The organism is Fusobacterium sp. SYSU M8D902, assembly GCF_040199715.1.
Lineage (GTDB): Bacteria > Fusobacteriota > Fusobacteriia > Fusobacteriales > Fusobacteriaceae > Fusobacterium_A.
Genome location: NZ_JBEFNA010000013.1, coordinates 15,292 through 28,945 on the forward strand (window position 1 = coordinate 15,292; position 13,654 = coordinate 28,945).

The following is a 13,654-nucleotide window of genomic DNA, read 5'->3' on the forward strand; positions in this document are numbered from 1 at the left end:
GATTTTGTAATTCTTCCATAATTTTTAGTTCTAATATTCCCTATGTATCTAAATTTTAACTATCTTCTTTGTATTCCATAATAAATCTATTTTGATTTCATTTAAATAATAAAAAAAGTATAGGTAAGAACTTAGATTAATTTAATTAGTCCAAGTTCTGCCTATACTACACTTCTACATTAAAATTTTTTCTTAATTAAATCCCATCATCAAAGTTGTCATCATCATTATTAGGCTTTTCAGGTTTAAATTCAGCAATCTCATCTTTAGCAGCTTCTATCATTTCAGCTATATCCTCATCTATATCATCTGAATCAGCAGTTAAAGCTGAGTATACTAAAGTAAAGTTAACTCCAGCTAAAATTTTAACATTATCATTTCCAGCATATTTCATAGCTGCTCTATTGAATGGAGTTCCACCAAAAATATCTGTTAAAAATATGATTTTATCATAAGCTTTTAACTCTTCCATAGCTTCTTCATATTTTTTTTCTAGATCAGTAACAGACATCTCTGCTACATAATCTACAGTTCTTAGGTTTTCCATCTCTCCACATACTAATTTTATAGTACTTTTTAATCCACTTGCATAGTTTCCGTGAGTTGCAACAATTACTCCATACATAAATTTACGCTCCTTATTTTATCCTAATTCTGTTACCATTCTCAAATACTACAACACTACCATAAAACATATGGTTGTTATCCCCTATTAACAACTTGTCATGTTTTACTATTTCAGAACTGTTAACATAGATCTCTTTTATCTTTCCACCCAAACTTAGTTTTATACCTTTACAACTTTCAAATTCCTCATCACGATTATTTTGATGAACTGGAATATTTTCAATCTCAATATCTTTTTCCAAACTGATTACAGTTGCTACAAAATTATTATTACTAATTTTTATTGCAGTATGCTCTTTTAATTGATTATATCTTGGTGAGTGATAATGAGTAAAAGTTGAGATATCTCCATCTGAATAGACAAATATATCATCTGTTTTTAAAGTTCCTTTCTCCAATGAAAACTGAACTTTATCATTCAAGTGAAAATATGCTTCTAATCTATCCTCTTTATCTACCTTTACATCATCAATAACCACTAGAGTTTTTATATCTTTGAATAAGAATACATCTCTTCTAAAAACTCCCATATTTTCATTATTTTTTGCTAACCAAACCATCTCAACAAAAGATAATTCATCTCTATTTTTTACAGACATTCCTAAAGGTTCAATTAATCTTTCATACTCCCATGAATTTTTAATAACTGTTCCCTTTAGTTTTTCTAAGGTTGCTGTATTATGTGAGAAATCACTATTTAATTCTATTCTCTCTCTACACTCAGTATATGAGTATCTTCCACCATCAATTAGTATAGGAGTTCCTCTGTAATTTAAAGTGATTGCACCTTGTGAACTCTGTCCATGTGAACTACCATGTAACCCATTAAAACAAGTTAAATAGTAATCTTCATCTTTTACCACTGCTAATCCAGCCATATTATCATAGTAACTATCTTCGTATTTCTCTTTTACAGGTTCATCCATCTTACTAAGATAATAGTCACCTAATAAAACCTTAGATTTTAAATTTTTCAAATAGTTAGAATCCTTATCATTTAATAGTTGCATTCCTCTATAGAAATCATATACATATGAAAAATCAACATAATCACTATCATTTAAAGCTAGTAGATAATCTTTTTGATCACACATATAGTAAGCTGATTTTACAAATCTCTTTAAAATTTCTCTTAGATTGATTGGTAATTCTATAGATAAGGTTTCACTAATCTGTAAAATGTGAGCATAATTTAATATAACCTCATGATGATACAATGGACTCTGTTCCCATTGTATTCCATCTTCAGTAAATTGTAATTCAATTGTAGTTTCTAATTTGTCCCAGATGTCTCTATAGTTTTTTACACTCTCTTTTTCAAATAAAACACTTAAAATCAAACCACTTAAAGCAAGCACTCCCCAGTTGCTTAATAAAAGTTTATCTTTAAAATTAGACTTCAAGTATTCTCTATGAACTTCCATTGAAGTTAAAAGTTCTTTCCATTCTTGTTCAGTAAAATTTTCTTTTCTAATATATACTAGACTACGTACCCAGAAGCCAAGTCTTAAACCTGTATCTAAGGTTCTCCAACATCTTTTATTTTCAGAGTTAGGTTCTCCCTCTTCTCTGATAAATGAAAAAACTAAATCTTTCCACTTTAGCAAGTACTCTTGCTTATCTGTTAACAGATAAGCAAGAGCTAAATCTAAAGTAAATCCATTACGACTAAGCATGAAGCACCACTCCTCATCCCCATTAGGAGTGTCCTTCCATTTATAGTCATTTATTTTATATGGAATAAAAGAACTTTCCATATCCATTGAATCAGTAAATACTATCTCGTCATTTAATAAGTATTCACATCTTTTCATAATTTCTGATATAAAGTCATTATCTTCTTTTCTTACTCTCTCAACAAAAGAGTTTCTAAAAAAGTAACTTTGATAATCTTTTAATAGTTCCATACTACTTCAAGATTCCTAAAGCTGATAAAGTGATACCTAAAGTAAATAATAGAATTAATAATCTATAAGTATTCCATTTTTTCTTTTTAAGTAGATATAATACTAATCCTGTTATTGCTATTGGTAGTAAGCTTGGTAATATTTGATCTAAAACTTCTTGGAAACTTACTATTTTTTGAGTAGTTTGACCATTTATTGTCATTTCAGTAACATATTGTACTGCTAATTTTGCCTTAACAAATTTTGCTGCTAGTGCTGATATAACTGTTACTCCAACTATATTAGCTGCTTCTGATACCTCTCCAATTTTATCACTTAAACTTTTTATTGCTTTAGTTCCTAATTTATATCCTAAGAATCCTAAGAATAATTTTATCATAAGTGTTACAGATATCATTGCGAATAGGTATCCTAATGGAGCAAAACCAAGTCCACTAAGAGCAAGACCTGCAAATATTGTAGAAAATAGTGGTGCTAATCCAAACTGAGATATTGAATCTCCAATTCCTGATAATGGTCCCATTAGAGCCATTTTTATACTTCTAACGTTTGCTGCTGACTGACCATCTTGGTACATAGCAAGTTGTAAACTTGTTATGAAAGGTATTGTTTGTGGGTTTGTGTTATAAAATTCAAGGTTAGCTATTGCTACTTCTTTTAATTTTTCTTGGTCATTCTTATATATTTTTTTAAGTCCAGGTAATATAATATTTAAATATCCTACACCTTGATACTCAGTATAGTTAAAAGCACTTTGTAAAAGGTGTGCTCTTATTGTAGCTATTATATAATCTTTTTTAGTCAACATATTTTTAGATTCCATCACTAAAGTCCTCCTCATCAATATTATCTGTTACTGGTTTTACATTTCTAGTTTCAGTTACTGCTACAGGTGCATTAGCTTTTCCATTATAAGCTATTAAAGCAAATATTGCTCCTACTAAAGCTACTGCCATTATTGGAAGATTTAAGTAAGCAATACATACATAACCTAATATTGCATAAGGAATTACTTCTTTCTTTAACATTACAGATAATATCATAGCAAATCCAATTGCTGGTATTAATCCTCCTGCTACTGAGAATCCATCTATTAACCATTTTGGTAAAGCATCAACAAATAATTTTAATGCTGGTAAGCTTAAAGAAGCTGTTACCCCAATTATAAATCCTATTACTGCAAGTCCTAAAAAAGTAGAGTTAGCTATTAAAGCAAATTTCCCCCATTGACTCTTTTCTATAGCATTCTTTGCCCATTTTCCAGATCCAGCAAATAGTGTATAAGTAGCTGTTGTAATAAATTGGAAAAGAATTGCAAATGGGAAAGATAATGCTAATGCTGATTCAGGTGTAATTCCTTGATCTTTAAGTGTTATAGCCATTATAGTTCCAACTATTCCAGGTCCTACTGGGTTAGGTGGTACAGTTCCTCCAGGTCCAACTCCAAATCCCATAAATGCCAATTCAGATATAGCTCCAAATATAAGTGCAGTCTGTAAATCTCCTAAAACAATTCCTACAAAGAAAGCCATTACAATAGCTCTATTTGTATATATTCCAAGTAACATTCCTGAATAACAGAAGGCTGTTACTAATCCAATTAATATCCCTTGTACCAATGTAATTTCCATTACCTTAAACCCCCTTGATTATTTACGAATAGCTTGTCTTAAAGTTTCTACTGTTTGCTCTCCATCAGTAGATACTGGAGAAACTTTAGTGTTTAATTTTACATTGTATTTGTCCTCTAAAGTTCTTAAAGCTTCTTTATCTTCTGCTCCTAAGTATATGAATTGAGATACTTTCTCTTTTCCTTCACCAGAGTGGATATTTCCAACATTTAACTCTTCCATTGGGAATCCTAAGTCACATAATCTTCTAGCATCTTCTGGACTAGCTACGATTACAAATATAGTTTGGTGTGGAGCTGCTTTCCAGATTACTTTTGCAGTTCTTTCAACTGACCAGAATCTTGTTCCTATCTCTTTTGGTACAATTGAACTCATTAAAGTTTGTTGAATTTCATTTTCTGCTGCATCATCATTTGCAACGATTACTAGGTTTACTCCTAGGTTTTTGATCCATAATTGTCCTTGTCCGTGAATTAATCTCTCGTCAATTCTTACCATTTTAATATTAGGTTTGTTCATAATAAATTCCTCCTACCAATACATTTTCCAATTCTTTTTAAATCTAACTAAAGCTTCTAAATAAAAATAATCTCCCCAAATGTTTCCTTCATTGACACCTTTTCCTGAATGCCAAGAGTAAACACCTTCATTTATAAGAGCTTGTATTCCATCTGTTAAGTCATCAGTATAGTTATCAATTAAGCTTCCTAACATTGAATGTGCAGCATACTTATAAATAAGTTTATACTTATTTGTTTCTGGTAAATACTTATCCATCAAATTCATTCCACACACTGCTATTGCTGTAGCTGATGAATCTTTTGATTGTCCAGAATTATCTCCAAATATTAAATCCCAGTAACTTACGAAGTCTTTTGGTAATCTATTTAAGAAATAGTTTGTAATAGCTTCAAATAACTCAATATTATCTTCATTTTCTACATATGAGTGGTTTAATGCTATTCCATATACTAACCAAGATTGACCTCTTGCCCAGCTTGAATCATCTGAATAACCTTGTCTTGTTTTTCCATGTGATGGAAGTCCTGTCTCTGGATCGAAGTAAAAAGTATGGAATGCTGATGCATCTTCACGAATTGCATTATTGATTGTAGATATATAGTGTTTCTTTGCAATCTCTTTATATTTAGTATCATTAGTTACTTCAGTAGCCCAGTATAATAATGGGATATTTAATAGACAGTCAACTATTAAACGATAGTTATCTTTTGCTCCTAATTCTCCCCAAGCTTGGATAAATTGTCCTTTCTCTTGATAACGGCTAATTAGTTTATCTGCTGCTAAGATAGCTGCTTTTTTAGCTTTCTCGTTTCCAGTTAATTTGTATGCACTTACACAAGATATACTGTATAAGAACCCTAAGTCATGGTGTTCTACTTCTATGTTTTTCTCTATTCTATCTAAGAAAGACTCAACATTTTTTTCAGCTAAATTACGATATTTTACATCATTTGTAAGTTCATAACAAAGCCATAAAATTCCTGTCCAAAATCCATTAGTCCATTCTGTATTAGGCATTGGCTTATAAGCATTATTAAAAGTTGCAGGTGTTGGGAAAAGTTCTCCTAACTTAGCTATGTTTTTATCTACCTTACGTAGACACACATTGATTGCATCATTTAATTTCTCTTCTGAAATAAGTCCGTTATTGATATAACGCTCACTTCCTAATAAAAGTTCATGGTTTATTTTTCTCATTTCTACCTCTTTCCACATTTAAAAATTTGTTCTCAACTCAACACGTTAATCGGTTATAACTTTATATTATAACAATTTCATTTTAATGTCAATATTTTTTTGAAAAATAAAAAAAACAGTCCTTTTTAGAACTGTTTTTTCAATTTTAAAACATAAATATTTTAGTATTCTGAAGCTATCTCTATCTCATAATAGTTAGGATGAATATAACTTTGCATATAAACTATAGGCTCTTCATCTGAGTTATAAGTTATTTTTTCCAGGCAAATAAGAGATATATCCTCTCTCTTTTCTAGCTCATCATTTCCTTCAACCATTATTTTAAAAATATCTGAACTTCTATCTAAAGTTACATATCTAATTTTCATCTTAATAGGAAAATTCACAGTGTGTTCAGTTATATTTAACTCTTTTGATAAACTTGCACCTTTATTTAATCTCTTTATTACATCAGCAGATAACTTATTGCTAAATATATATCTATCTTGAACTTTCCAAATAACTTCATTTACATAAGCTATCTGTCTAATATGAATAATTTTTTCTTTTCCTGTTCTACTTCCTAATTTCATACTTATCTCTTTATCAGTATAAGGAGAAGAAATTTTTGTCACTGTCTTTTCAGCAACTATCTGTGATACTTTATCTTTTGGAGTAAGTTCGCTAAATAGTACTTTTTTATGTAAAAGATGTCTTCTTACATACGTTCCCTTACCCTGTCTTCTTATTAATATTCCCTCATTAACTAAATCATTTAAAGCTTTTACAACTGTAGTATTACTAACTGAATACTTTTCTTTTAATTCACTCTCAGAGTAAATCTTTTCTCCAGCCTTAAATATCCCCTCATCTATTTTTTTTATAATCTCTCTTTTTATGATCTCATACTTAGGTAGCATATACCTCCTCCTACTTAATTCTTCTAAAGTTATTATATAATACTTTTTTATAATTTAAAACTACTTTAAATTATTTTTTCCATATACATCTAACTGTGTAAGTGCTGGAAATGGAGAAGGATCTGTATCTTGAATCAACTCTTGGAATCTTACCCAAGTTATTAATTTCTTTTCAAATCTGAATTTTTGAGGTGTATGAATTTTATTTAAACTTATAACCTCTTTACTTCCATCAGAAAATTCTAAAGTAGCCTGTGTCCAATAACTATCATGTGGAAAATCACATCTTATTGTTATATCTACTCTATCTATCTCTACTTCACGTCCAAAATCCAATGTTAAAGCAGCATCTAGCTGTTGATTTATACCCCAAGATGCATATGGATATGATCCGTGACTATTATTTGCATATACTCCATCTATTGCATTACAAGCAAAAAATGTAGCTTCATTTCTTGTTTCTACATTTGCAAAGGCATATGGATAAGCACCGTTGTACTCATTTAAAGCGTGTGTATTTCTTGCTAAGTTTCTATATTGACTTATCTCGAAATCCTCAGCATATCTTACACTAATATAGTGTCTTTTTCCTGTAAATGCTGTGTCAACTCTAGCTTTTACACGATTTTCAGCTATTGGAACTGTATATATCCATTCTGTCCCTTTTAAATAGATTAAATCTTCATTTAAGCTCTCATCTAAACGAACCATTAGATATTGGTTAGGTTCATCAACTACTATTTTAAAATAATCTCCCTCTTCATATATCAAATCTTGTGTTGAAAGATAAGTTATAGCCTCATCTGTTTTTGCCATAATAGTTGGAGCTTTTCCTGGTTTATTTTGTCCATTACGTATATTTCCATTTTTATTATGTAAAGAAATTGTTATTGCCATATATTGTCCCCCTTGTTTTTATTAATCTTATCATCTTAATTTTAACACGTTAACACGTTGTTTGCAAGTTGTTTAATAATTAATTTTTAACCTAAATATAAAAACTACACCCTCTCTCAAATACTGAGTTTTAGGGTGTAGCATAAAAGGGATTATTTAATTAGATTATAAATTATCTTACTAACCAACCACCGTCAACAGCTAATATATGTCCATTTACATAGTCTGAAGCACGGCTTGCTAAGAATACTACTGTTCCCATTAAATCAAATGGATCTGCCCATCTATTTGCAGGAATTCTTCCTAATATCTCAGCATTTCTCTCTTTGTCAGCTCTAATTGGAGCTGTGTTAGCTGTTTTTATATATCCTGGAGCTATTGCATTTATTTGGATATTTTTACATGCTAATTCATTAGCAAAAGCTTTTGTAATTCCTGCTACAGCATGTTTACTAGCTGTGTATGGAGGTACAAATTTTCCACCTTGGAATGATAACATTGAAGCTATATTGATTATTTTTCCTGATCCTTGTGGTACCATAACTTTTGCAACTTCTTGGCTTAGGTGGTATACAGCATCAATATTTATTGCCATAACAGCATCCCAATCCTCTTCTTTGTACTCAAGTAATGGAGCTCTTCTAATAGTTCCTGCATTGTTTACTAATATATCTATTTTTCCATAAACAGATAAACACTCAGCTACTACTTTCTTAATGTCATCTTTTAATGTTAAGTTAGCCTGAACAAAGTGAACTTTTCTTCCCTCTTTTTCAACTAACTCTCTTGTTTCTTGCCAATCTGTATCATAAGTTACAACTAATAAATCTGCACCAGCTTTTGCAAGAGCTACAACATAAGCTTGTCCTAACCCTGTATTTCCTCCAGTTACAATTGCAACTTTATCTTTTAATGAGAAAAAATCCATTGAAAAATTATTTAACATTATCTATTACCTCCAAAAATATTAATTGACTATCTTAAATCTTCCATTGCTACGTGGTCCATATCAGTAAATGTTTGGTTTTCTCCAACCATTCCCCATATGAATGTATATCCACCTGTTCCTACACCACTATGAATTGACCAAGATGGAGAGATTACAGCCTCATCATTTTTCATAACTATGTGTCTAGTCTCAGTAGGCTCTCCCATTAAATGGAATACTCTTGTATCTTTTTCCATATCAAAATAGAAGTAAACTTCCATTCTTCTGTCATGTGTATGGCAAGGCATACTGTTCCATACTGATCCATCTTCTAATGCTGTCATTCCCATTACTAATTGACAAGTATCTAGTACATCTGGGTGAATATATTGGTTAATTGTTCTTTTGTTTGATGTTTCAATGCTTCCTAAGTGAACTTTTTTAGCATCAACTAATCCTATTTTCTTTGTAGGATATGCTTTGTGAGCTGGAGCTGAGTTCATATAGAATTTAGGTGGATTTTGAGGATCTACTGCTTTAAATAATACCTCTTTTACTCCCATTCCAACATAGATAGCATCTTTGAATCCTAACTCATATTCAGTTCCATCTAGAGATATTACTCCTGCTCCTCCAACGTTTATTATTCCTAACTCTCTTCTCTCTAAGAAAAAGTTACTTCCTAACTCTTTACTTCCCTCTAATTTTAAAGTTTCTTGTGCTGGACAAGCTCCTCCAACAATTATTCTATCAAAGTGAGAATAAACTAATTTTATTTTATCTGCTAAAAATAAATCTTGAATTAAATATTCCTCTCTTAGTCTATTTGTATCATATGCTTTTGCATCTTTATTATTTGAAGCATAACGTATTTCCATTGTTTCATCTCTCCTTTTCATTTAAATTTATATTTATTCGTATTTACGTTCTAGTTCGTATTTTAGTACATCTTAATAAAAAGATATCATATTTTTTTCAATAAGTAAAGCAAAATTTTATTTTTTTGAAATTATTGAAACAAGTTTATAAAGTTTGATTTTTTGAAAAATTTTTGTTATCATAAACATAGAATATGTAAAGAAATAAAAAAGGAAGTATTAAATTATGAGCTCACATAAACCAACAGAGAGAGTTATAAATATATTGAATATTGTTTCAAAAAATCCAAACAAACTAACTCTTTCAAATATATCAAAACAATTGAATATACCTAAAAGTACACTATCACCAATTTTAAAAACACTAGTTGAATCAGAACTTTTAAATTTTGATATAGCTACTCAAACCTATGCTGTAGGTCTTGAAACTTTTCAAATTGGACAATCATACCTAAATAGCATCAATGGATTGGATATTGTAAAATCTCATATGAGAAGTATTGTAAATGAGTGTAATGAAACTTGCCAATTGGGAATTAACCATAGAAATGAAGTTCTATATCTCACTAAAGTTGAAAGTCGTCAACCTATCAAACTACTATCTTCTATTGGTAGAAATTTACCTCTTTATTGCACTGGACTTGGAAGAGCTTTATTATTTGAATATTCAGAGGAAGATATTAGAGAGCTTTACTCTGAAGAATTAGATAAATTTACAGAATATACCATCAATAATCTTGATGATATTGTCAATCTAGTAAATAGATGTAGAGAAGAGGATTATGCATATGAGAAACAAGAGATAACTACTGATGCTTGTTGTATAGCTGTTCCCATAAGAATAAACAACAGTATTCAAGCGGCTCTTGGAGTTAGTTTTCCTGTGGTTAGGGCAACTGAGGAGCATATTAATGACATTATCTCCCTTTTAAAACTACACTCAAAAATGATCTCCCATGAATTAAGCAATCTAAATATAAATCACATATTATAATATCTATGCTTAAAATCTTGAGAAAACTGTAAGAATTGTAGAGTCATAACAATTCTTAAGTTTTCTTATTTTCAGCTAGATTTTCATCTTTAAAACTCTTTCTAACTCCTCTTTCAGTTTGGATTTTTCAGTTAAGTGTATCGTCTCTATTCCCAATTCACTAGCTTTTTCAACATTGTTCAAGGTATCATCTATAAATAAAGTTTCTCTCTCTAACAAATCATATTTTTTCAAAAGAGTTCTATATATATCCTCTTCAGGTTTTAACAAGTTTACATCATAAGAGATTACTCCACCGTCAAAATATCTATCAAAATTGCACTTTTTAGCTATCTCTAAATATGCTTCTCTGTGAAAATTTGAAAGTATATACAACTTATAACCTTTTCTCTTTAAATTACTTAAAAGTTCTAAATTCTCCTCAATAGGGAACAAAACATCTTGTATACTATTATCAAATAGATGCTTTATACTCTCCCTCTCTTCAGGAAGTTTTTCTGAAAATATCTCCACTGCTCTATTATATTCTAGTATTCCTCTATCTAGATCTAACCACTCTTTACTTTTAAAAACAACTTCATTAAATTTAGTAAAATTCTCCTCTTTCACATTCCTAATAATAAATTTTTGAGGGTTATACTCTATCAACACATTTCCTAAATCAAATATAATATTTTTTATCATTTAGACACCTCATTTTTTATAAACTCTCCTGGAGCTACTCCCATATATTTTTTAAACACATTACAAAAATGCTTGTAATCTGTGAATCCTACTCTATCTGAAATCTCATACATTTTTAGCTCCTGTTCTAAAAGCAATTTTATAGATTTTTCAACTCTATACTTATTCACAATCTCCAAAAATGTTTCATCTAACTCCTCTTTAAACTTTCTACTCAAATAGCCAGAACTCACCTCCAACTCCTCTGAAACATCAACTATATTCATTTTTTTACTATAATTCTCCTTGATATTTTTCAATGCTTTATACACATACTTATTTTGTGCTCTTGCCTTTTCAATATGAGAATCTATATCAAAAAAGCTATTTTTTTCCTCTTCATTACCTGTTATTTTTTTAAGATTTTTTTGCTCCTCAACTCTTTGTTTAACCTTATCTAAAGCTGAATATAGTAGTTCCTCGTCTAAAGGTTTTAAAATATAGTCTATAACTCCTAAATTTATCCCCTCTTTTGCATACTCAAATTCACCATAACTTGTAAGTAAAATAGTTTCAAAATGGATCCCTCTTAAGTAGCACTCCTTTACCATCTCAAGACCACTCATCTTTGGCATTTTTATATCTGTAATAACTAAATCTGGAAAATTTTGAATTATTTTCTCCATACCATCTAATCCATTTATAGCTTCTCCTACTATAGTACAACCCTTTGATTCCCAATCAATTGTTCCAATAAGTCCCTTTCTTATAATCTCTTCATCTTCCACAATCAATACTTTAATCATCTGACCTCACTATCTCTAAAGGGAATTTCTATCTTTATATATGTTCCCTTTCCTACAGTACTTCTTATTTTTAAACCATAAGCATCTCCATATAGTAGCTCTATTCTTCTTTGAACGCTATATATACCTAAATTTTCCTTCATTGTTAAGGAATTTAGATACAATTTATTTCTCAACTCTCTCAAAATTTCTCTTTTTATTCCACTTCCATTATCAAATATCTCTATTCTAATATCTCTATTTACCTTTCTTATTCTTATATGTATCTTGAATTCCCGATCTTGAGTATATCCATATTTTATTGAATTTTCAACAATTGGCTGGACTATTAATTTAGGAGTTAGATGATTTTTTAGTTCCTCTTCTCCCTCTATCAAATATTCAAAATTCTCTCCCAATCTCAATTTTTGAAGTTCCAAATAGTTTTTTATATAAAAAATCTCCCTCTCTATTGTCACTTCAGAACTTTTGTTTTCAATACTAAATCTAAGTATTGATGCCATATTAAGTATTATTTTATTGGCTTTTACCTTGTCTAAATGAATAGTATATCTCAACATCTCTAAAGTATTAAAAAGAAAGTGTGGATTAAATTGACTCTCTAACTGTTTTATCTCAGCTAGTACACTGTGTCTTGCCTCCTCTTTATTCTTCTCAATAAGTTTTTTTATATTTAAGAGCATCTGATTGTATGTTCGCCCTATCAATTCAAACTCATCGTTAGAGTTTATATCAATCTCTGTATCTAGATCCCCAGTTTCAATATTTTTAATTGCTCTCACTATCTCCTCAATTGTTTTTGTTTTATTCAAAGCTATTCTTTTAGCAACTTTAGACATAAAAAATATCAAAAATATAAAGACTAACGTTATATAAAGAAAGCTTTCACTAAAATTATTGAATATATAATCAACAGATGAGATACAGTAGATCTCTACATTTGAATAAAACACCTTTTTTCTATTTATGTAGTATCTCTTACTACCATATTTTAAATGTTTTTTTTCAATTCTAAACTCTTTTTTTAACTTATCCAAAGAATCTTCAAAATTTGTACTATTGGTTGCTATAATATTATTATACCTATCTGTAATAACAACTCCAAAATTCTCAGAATTTCCCATTATTTCTTGGAAATTACTATCTAAAATATGATGTACAAGATAACCTCTAACCTTGCCATCTATTTTTATTGCTTTACCAACTGAATAGTTACTTGAGTGTCCATCTCTAAAATAGAACTTTCCTACAAAATCTATCGTCTTATTTTTATTGGATAACATTCTATAAAAAAATCCCCAAATATAACCATTACTTTTTCCTAAAAACTCTGCATTTGTCATCAATATATTTATATTCTCATCATATAGTACAAACTTCCCTTTTACCTCTCTATTCAACAAACTTTTATAGAAAATACTATATGTTTTCTCATCAACTTTTCCATTAAGAACAACATTTTTTATACTCTCATCTGAACTCAATCTCTCAATTTCAGTATAGGTTTTAGAGATTAATTCATCTGTTGTCTGTGCTAAAAAATCTAAATTTTTCTGGTTATTACTCTTTATTGCCTGATAATTTAAGTAATATATCATTCCATAACCAATAAGTGCTGTAAAAATAATAGGAATGAGTGAATAAAAAATCAAAATTTTTTTCATTTGTTCTTTAAAACTGATAAAATTTCTTTCCTTCATTCTAC

General features: G+C 29.7%; 14 protein-coding genes. 1 reads left to right on the top strand and 13 read right to left on the bottom strand.

Annotation, left to right across the window (positions count from 1 at the left end):
- Positions 1 to 196: 196 nt before the first annotated feature.
- The 10 genes from ABNK64_RS06330 to kduI form a co-directional block, all read right to left on the bottom strand.
- Positions 197 to 625, bottom strand: a complete 429-nt coding sequence (locus tag ABNK64_RS06330; RefSeq protein WP_291255534.1) for a PTS sugar transporter subunit IIA — start codon at positions 623 to 625, stop codon at positions 197 to 199.
- Positions 626 to 638: 13 nt separating this feature from the next.
- On the bottom strand, positions 639 to 2,534 hold the full coding sequence (locus ABNK64_RS06335; protein WP_349763845.1) for a heparinase II/III family protein: 1,896 nt from the start codon (positions 2,532 to 2,534) through the stop codon (positions 639 to 641).
- Between the two features lies 1 nt (position 2,535).
- Positions 2,536 to 3,357 (bottom strand): PTS system mannose/fructose/sorbose family transporter subunit IID, encoded by an 822-nt coding sequence (locus ABNK64_RS06340; RefSeq protein WP_300342027.1) that lies wholly within the window; start codon positions 3,355 to 3,357, stop codon positions 2,536 to 2,538.
- Positions 3,347 to 4,165 (bottom strand): PTS mannose/fructose/sorbose/N-acetylgalactosamine transporter subunit IIC, encoded by an 819-nt coding sequence (locus ABNK64_RS06345; RefSeq protein WP_291255244.1) that lies wholly within the window; start codon positions 4,163 to 4,165, stop codon positions 3,347 to 3,349. Before ABNK64_RS06345 ends, ABNK64_RS06340 begins: the two co-directional genes overlap by 11 nt.
- 18 nt (positions 4,166 to 4,183) lie before the next feature.
- A complete protein-coding gene (locus ABNK64_RS06350) occupies positions 4,184 to 4,684 on the bottom strand; it encodes a PTS sugar transporter subunit IIB (RefSeq protein ID WP_349763846.1) in 501 nt (166 codons plus the stop codon).
- 12 nt (positions 4,685 to 4,696) lie between these two features.
- The gene (locus tag ABNK64_RS06355) at positions 4,697 to 5,884 is read right to left on the bottom strand and encodes a glycoside hydrolase family 88 protein (protein WP_349763847.1); all 1,188 of its coding nucleotides are present in this window, start codon (positions 5,882 to 5,884) and stop codon (positions 4,697 to 4,699) included.
- A gap of 161 nt (positions 5,885 to 6,045) precedes the next feature.
- Positions 6,046 to 6,783 carry a GntR family transcriptional regulator gene (locus ABNK64_RS06360; protein WP_349763848.1) on the bottom strand — a complete coding sequence of 246 codons (738 nt, stop codon included), beginning with the start codon at positions 6,781 to 6,783 and terminating at the stop codon, positions 6,046 to 6,048.
- Between the two features lie 60 nt (positions 6,784 to 6,843).
- Complete coding sequence (locus ABNK64_RS06365; RefSeq protein ID WP_291255240.1) at positions 6,844 to 7,680, bottom strand: hypothetical protein; 837 nt, start codon at positions 7,678 to 7,680, stop codon at positions 6,844 to 6,846.
- Positions 7,681 to 7,852: 172 nt separating this feature from the next.
- Entirely contained in the window at positions 7,853 to 8,626 is a 774-nt protein-coding gene (kduD, locus tag ABNK64_RS06370; protein ID WP_300342021.1) for a 2-dehydro-3-deoxy-D-gluconate 5-dehydrogenase KduD, read from the bottom strand.
- Between the two features lie 29 nt (positions 8,627 to 8,655).
- On the bottom strand, positions 8,656 to 9,486 hold the full coding sequence (gene kduI, locus ABNK64_RS06375) for a 5-dehydro-4-deoxy-D-glucuronate isomerase (RefSeq protein WP_291255238.1): 831 nt from the start codon (positions 9,484 to 9,486) through the stop codon (positions 8,656 to 8,658).
- Between the two features lie 226 nt (positions 9,487 to 9,712).
- Here kduI and ABNK64_RS06380 point away from each other — a divergent pair, with 226 nt between their 5' ends.
- On the top strand, positions 9,713 to 10,480 hold the full coding sequence (locus ABNK64_RS06380) for an IclR family transcriptional regulator (RefSeq protein ID WP_349763849.1): 768 nt from the start codon (positions 9,713 to 9,715) through the stop codon (positions 10,478 to 10,480).
- 75 nt (positions 10,481 to 10,555) lie between these two features.
- On the opposite strand, the gene ABNK64_RS06385 is transcribed toward ABNK64_RS06380, so the two are convergent.
- The 3 genes from ABNK64_RS06385 to ABNK64_RS06395 are packed head-to-tail and all read right to left on the bottom strand — an operon-like array spanning position 10,556 to position 13,649.
- The gene (locus ABNK64_RS06385; protein WP_349763850.1) at positions 10,556 to 11,164 is read right to left on the bottom strand and encodes an HAD family hydrolase; all 609 of its coding nucleotides are present in this window, start codon (positions 11,162 to 11,164) and stop codon (positions 10,556 to 10,558) included.
- Positions 11,161 to 11,949 (bottom strand): response regulator transcription factor, encoded by a 789-nt coding sequence (locus ABNK64_RS06390; protein WP_349763851.1) that lies wholly within the window; start codon positions 11,947 to 11,949, stop codon positions 11,161 to 11,163. Before ABNK64_RS06390 ends, ABNK64_RS06385 begins: the two co-directional genes overlap by 4 nt.
- A complete protein-coding gene (locus tag ABNK64_RS06395; protein ID WP_349763852.1) occupies positions 11,946 to 13,649 on the bottom strand; it encodes a sensor histidine kinase in 1,704 nt (567 codons plus the stop codon). Before ABNK64_RS06395 ends, ABNK64_RS06390 begins: the two co-directional genes overlap by 4 nt.
- Between the last annotated feature and the right edge of the window lie 5 nt (positions 13,650 to 13,654).